Origin of the sequence: Pseudoalteromonas sp. SWN29, assembly GCF_015864465.1 — a bacterium.
GTDB lineage: Bacteria > Pseudomonadota > Gammaproteobacteria > Enterobacterales > Alteromonadaceae > Pseudoalteromonas.
In genome coordinates this window covers 1-4,356 of the sequence record NZ_JADYXE010000094.1, presented here as the reverse complement: position 1 = coordinate 4,356, position 4,356 = coordinate 1, and the positions used below count along the sequence as shown (strand labels likewise).

The window sequence follows — 4,356 nt, the reverse complement described above, 5'->3', positions numbered from 1 at the left end:
GATTTGAACCCTAGATGGGCTATAAACCCATGCCGGTTTTCAAGACCGGTGCATTCGACCACTCTGCCATCTCTCCGTGACGCAGAATAATACTTAGGTGATACCGCTGTGTAAATAGCAAAATGACTGTTTGCCTAAAAAATGTACGTAAATGAGGTTTTTTTTGTAAATAAGGGGAAATTAAGGCAATTTTTAATAAAATAAATAGGTTACAGCAAACAAAGGGGAGCTAAATAAGTGACTTCATTTAGTGGTTGGGTGTTTGCTGCACCGCAAAAATAATCATGGTTGAGTGATTATTTATATTGAGCTGCGCCGCTAAGTGCTAGTCTTTTACCAATTGTGTTAAGTTTAGCTAACATTCTTGCTTTACGGTTAGTTGGTTTAACGGCTACTTGAGCTGCTGCAGTTTGATTTAATGTGTTAATTGGTTTCATTATTTTGCTCCGGGTTGTATATGTTGAAATCGCGTGCATTTTGCACGTTGTTTGATTAAAAATACAACGATAAAAATTGAGCCCGAGGGATTAGATAAACTAATCCGATTTCATTTTATTAACGTGCGATTCAGTAAGCTGTATTATTATTTTTGCATATGTATTTACGTGTGAATGGGCTTTACCTGCTTTAATGCTGGGGTTATTTGTTTTTTGTATTTAGTTATATGCATTTTACATAGCCTTTTTTGACTAGTTATTCAGATTAAAAAAATTTAATTAAACGCCTATTATTTTATCCTTAAACAGATTCATGGATACAAAAGCTTGTCACTACTGATAATTATTAAACCAAGCATTAAAAAACAGAGTGAAAAATCACTAATGTGGCTTAAAAACACCTGTAAAAAACGTAGTTTCTCTTATTATATATTTACTACAACAGGAAACTTTGAGAATGACTGTGCTCAAATAAGCTTATTACTGAGTAAATTTACCAAAGTAGTCGTACTGGGTGGAGACGGCACATTAAACTTAGCGGTTAATGCATTAATAGGGAGCAATTGTTCGTTAGCGTTGTTGCCCTGCGGCACAGGTAACGATTTCTCTAGAGGATTTGGCTGCAAAGAAGATGATTGGCGAAAGGCATTATTTAATACACCGACAGCAATTGATATAGGAAAAATTAATAGCCGCTATTTTATTAATATTGCAGGGGTAGGGTTTGATGCCCATGTAGTTAAAGCAATTGAGGCTAAAGCTAGTTTTTCATCTTTTGATTACAGTTGGATGAGCCTAAAGGAGCTATTTTATTATCAAGCTCAGCAGTTACACGGCACGTTTAATAACGATGCTAGGCAGTATCAAAATTTAATTACCGTATTTGCTAATCATAAATTTTTTGGTGGTGGTTTAGAAATAGCGCCAAATGCTGATTTAACAGATGGAAAGCTTGAGTGTTATCAAATGCGATCGGGTGGGCTTTTTTATAATGTAATAAGTTTTATTAAATTATTTTTTAAGCGCCATCAGCATATAAAAAACCTTACCTATAGCCGTTTAAGTACAGCTTTCATAAATACTGAAGGGTTATTGATTGAAGCAGATGGTGAGCTGATAGGTAAAACTCCTGCAGTTGTTAGTGTGCATGGCCACGCTTTACTGTTTCATATGCCAATAAAAAAGCGCCTACAGTAAAGTAGGCGCTTTTGTGTTAGTTGCGTTAATAACGCGTCTAACTGGGGATGGAGCCACTTTTAGCTATTGCTCTATTTGCTAAAAAGGCATTAATTCGTTTTGTTGGGGTAAGCACAATGGCGTTACCTAATAGCACTAGGCTAAATCCTGCAAAGGTATTTGCGTGCCATTCAAACCCTTCAAAAAAGCTACTTAGCGTTACTGCCACTAATGGAAATAAAACAATAACGTAGCTGGCTTTTTCAGGGCCAATATTTTTTAGTAGTGCAAAGTAGCAACCAAAAGCGATTACGGTGCCAAATATTGATAAGTAAAGTAATGACAACCAGTAACTCGGTGGCGCGTCTACACTAAATTGCACATCATTCATTAATACATATAGCGCTAAGCCCACGGCGCTATATAACATGCCCCATGCATTGCCTTGTAATACACCAATTTGCTTACGAGAATTTCGAACGCTTACCATATTTCCTAATGAAGCCACAAAGGTGCCACCAAGGGCAAGTAGTAACCCGACCAACACACCATTACTTAAGTCGAACTGCTGTAACTGTGGCCAAAATAGGCATGTAATACCTAATACAGCGAGTACTGCACCTGTATAAATTCGCTTTGAGATTGGCTTACCAAAAAATAATCGGGTGTTAACTATGTTCATAACCAGCAGCATTGAAAAGGCAATAGAGCTCATGGCTGAGGTGAGGTAATTTTGTGCCCAGTAAAGCATTAAGTAATTTAAACCAAAGTTAAACAGAGCTAATAAAGCAAAAAAGCCATGATCGACTAATGAGAAACGCATGTCGGGTTTTTTGTACGCTACATACAACCACATTAAAAGTGCTGCAATAGCAAAGCGATAAAATAACGATAACTCTACCGCAATATCACCTAACTGAAATTCTATGGCTAACCAAGTAGAACCCCAAATCAAAACGGTTGTAATGTATAACGCTGCACTTTTCATGGTTAGTCCTCAAAGCCCGATTGAATGGCTATTTTAAGACCTATCTGTATACTTGCCATATACAGAAAAGTAAAAATGTAACCTATACAGATTTGGTGTGTGATGATAAGACAAAAAAATAGCCAAGGGCACGATTTTTTATATCAACAAGTTATTCAGTTAATTAGAGATATGAGCGCTCAACAAGTTTTACTCCCCGGCGAAAAACTTCCATCACTGCGTAAAATGGCAGATAACTTAAATATAAGTATTCCCACTGTAAAACAAGCGTATCAAGCACTTGAGGATCAAGGACTAGTAGAGGCACGCGAAAAATCAGGCTACTTTTTAAAAGCTGTTAACGCCGCGCATAACTTACCTAAGCGAGTTAAGTTAAGTCGAGAGCCTGTTGTGGTAAATAAACAAGCCTTAATAGAGCAGGTATACAGCGCGATTCATCAAGCTAACGTAGTCCCTTTTGGTATCGCTAACCCAATTGCCGCAGCACCTACCGATAAAGCACTTGCCAGAAATATGCGCCGCGTAATGACAATTGCGGGCAGTAAAGCCATAAACTATGGCCCAACAGATGGGTTTGTACCGCTGAAAAAGCAATTAGTGCATCGCTATCTAGATTTTGGCATTGGTATTGATATGGACGAGCTTGTGATCACCAATGGTGCACAGGAAGCCATGGCTATTGCGCTTAAATGTGTGACAAAGCCAGGCGATATAGTGGCCATAGAAACGCCCTGTTATCACGGTATTATAGAGCTAATAGAGAGCTTAGGCCTCAAAGCGCTCGAAATACCACTGTGTCCAGATAACGGCATTTGGCTAAACGATTTAGAACGTGCTTTAAACGAGCATGATATAAAAGCCTGTTTATTCTCAACCGCTATTAGTAACCCCGTGGGCAGTTTTATGCCAGATACAAACAGACAGCAGCTGGTGGAGCTACTTGAAAGCCACGACGTAGTGCTTATTGAAGATGACGTATACGGCGATTTATATTTTACGGCAAAACGAGGCACTCCTGCTTTAGCGTATTCTAAAAAAGGATTAGTGATCAGTTGCTCATCTTTTTCTAAAACGGCAGCGCCGAGCTATCGTATAGGTTGGTTAGTTGCCGGTAAATTTGCAACACAAGCAAGGCGATATAAAAGAGCACTAAGTTGCTCTGCTTCGTTAATAAATCAATGGGCGTTATCAGAATTTATTGCCAGCGGCGAGTACGACCGAAACTTAAAAGTACTCAGGCAGCGCCTACGTGATAACAAAGAGCGTATGCGATGGTGCTTACAACAAGCTATGCCAAAAAACACACGTATAAGCGACCCTAAGGGAGGCTGCGTAATGTGGCTTGATTTAGGAGGCGAATACGATAGCCAAAAGTTATTTTTACTTGCGCTTGAAGTGGGTATTAGCATAACCCCGGGGCTTATTTTTTCAGCCTCTAATAAATATAAAAGCTGTGTAAGGTTAAGTTATGGTGTGCAGTGGAGCGAGCAGATAGAGCAAGCAATTATTACTCTGGGTAAGCTCACTTTATTAGCTAAAAAGTAAGTTTTTGTAGCATAAAAAAGCAGCATTTAAGTAAACTTAAGTGCTGCCAAAGGGATGTTAAATAACGTTTACTGTATTAATTGAGTTTAAAGCTAAATAACTGGTAACCTTTAAGTTCTGGCACTTGCATTACGAGGGCGTTCAGAATTCTGTGTCAGCCTAAATTGCTAAATATCTAGCACACCATCTAACCTACCTTCGAAGTGGATG

At 38.6% G+C, this 4,356-nt stretch carries 4 protein-coding genes; 2 read left to right on the top strand and 2 right to left on the bottom strand.

Translation table 11 applies throughout. The features are described 5' to 3' along the window. Nucleotides 1–296: 296 nt before the first annotated feature. Nucleotides 297–437, bottom strand: coding sequence for a hypothetical protein (locus tag I6F53_RS19840; RefSeq protein ID WP_004335040.1), 141 nt, complete (start codon nt 435–437; stop codon nt 297–299). A gap of 327 nt (nt 438–764) precedes the next feature. On the opposite strand from I6F53_RS19840, the gene I6F53_RS19835 reads away from it, so the two are divergent. After that, nucleotides 765–1,634 (top strand): diacylglycerol/lipid kinase family protein, encoded by an 870-nt coding sequence (locus I6F53_RS19835; protein ID WP_197240901.1) that lies wholly within the window; start codon nt 765–767, stop codon nt 1,632–1,634. Nucleotides 1,635–1,671: 37 nt separating this feature from the next. Here the strand turns inward: I6F53_RS19835 and I6F53_RS19830 are convergent, their stop codons facing one another. Continuing rightward, nucleotides 1,672–2,601, bottom strand: a complete 930-nt coding sequence (locus I6F53_RS19830) for a DMT family transporter (RefSeq protein WP_197240899.1) — start codon at nt 2,599–2,601, stop codon at nt 1,672–1,674. 102 nt (nt 2,602–2,703) lie between these two features. On the opposite strand from I6F53_RS19830, the gene I6F53_RS19825 reads away from it, so the two are divergent. Further along, a complete protein-coding gene (locus I6F53_RS19825) occupies nt 2,704–4,146 on the top strand; it encodes an aminotransferase-like domain-containing protein (RefSeq protein ID WP_197240898.1) in 1,443 nt (480 codons plus the stop codon). Nucleotides 4,147–4,356 lie beyond the last annotated feature (210 nt).

Coding starts and splice junctions, on each gene's coding strand:
- I6F53_RS19825 (WP_197240898.1), top strand. CDS start 2,704: ATGATAAGACAAAAAAATAGCCAAGGGCACGATTTTTTATATCAACAA.
- I6F53_RS19830 (WP_197240899.1), bottom strand. CDS start 2,601: ATGAAAAGTGCAGCGTTATACATTACAACCGTTTTGATTTGGGGTTCT.
- I6F53_RS19840 (WP_004335040.1), bottom strand. CDS start 437: ATGAAACCAATTAACACATTAAATCAAACTGCAGCAGCTCAAGTAGCC.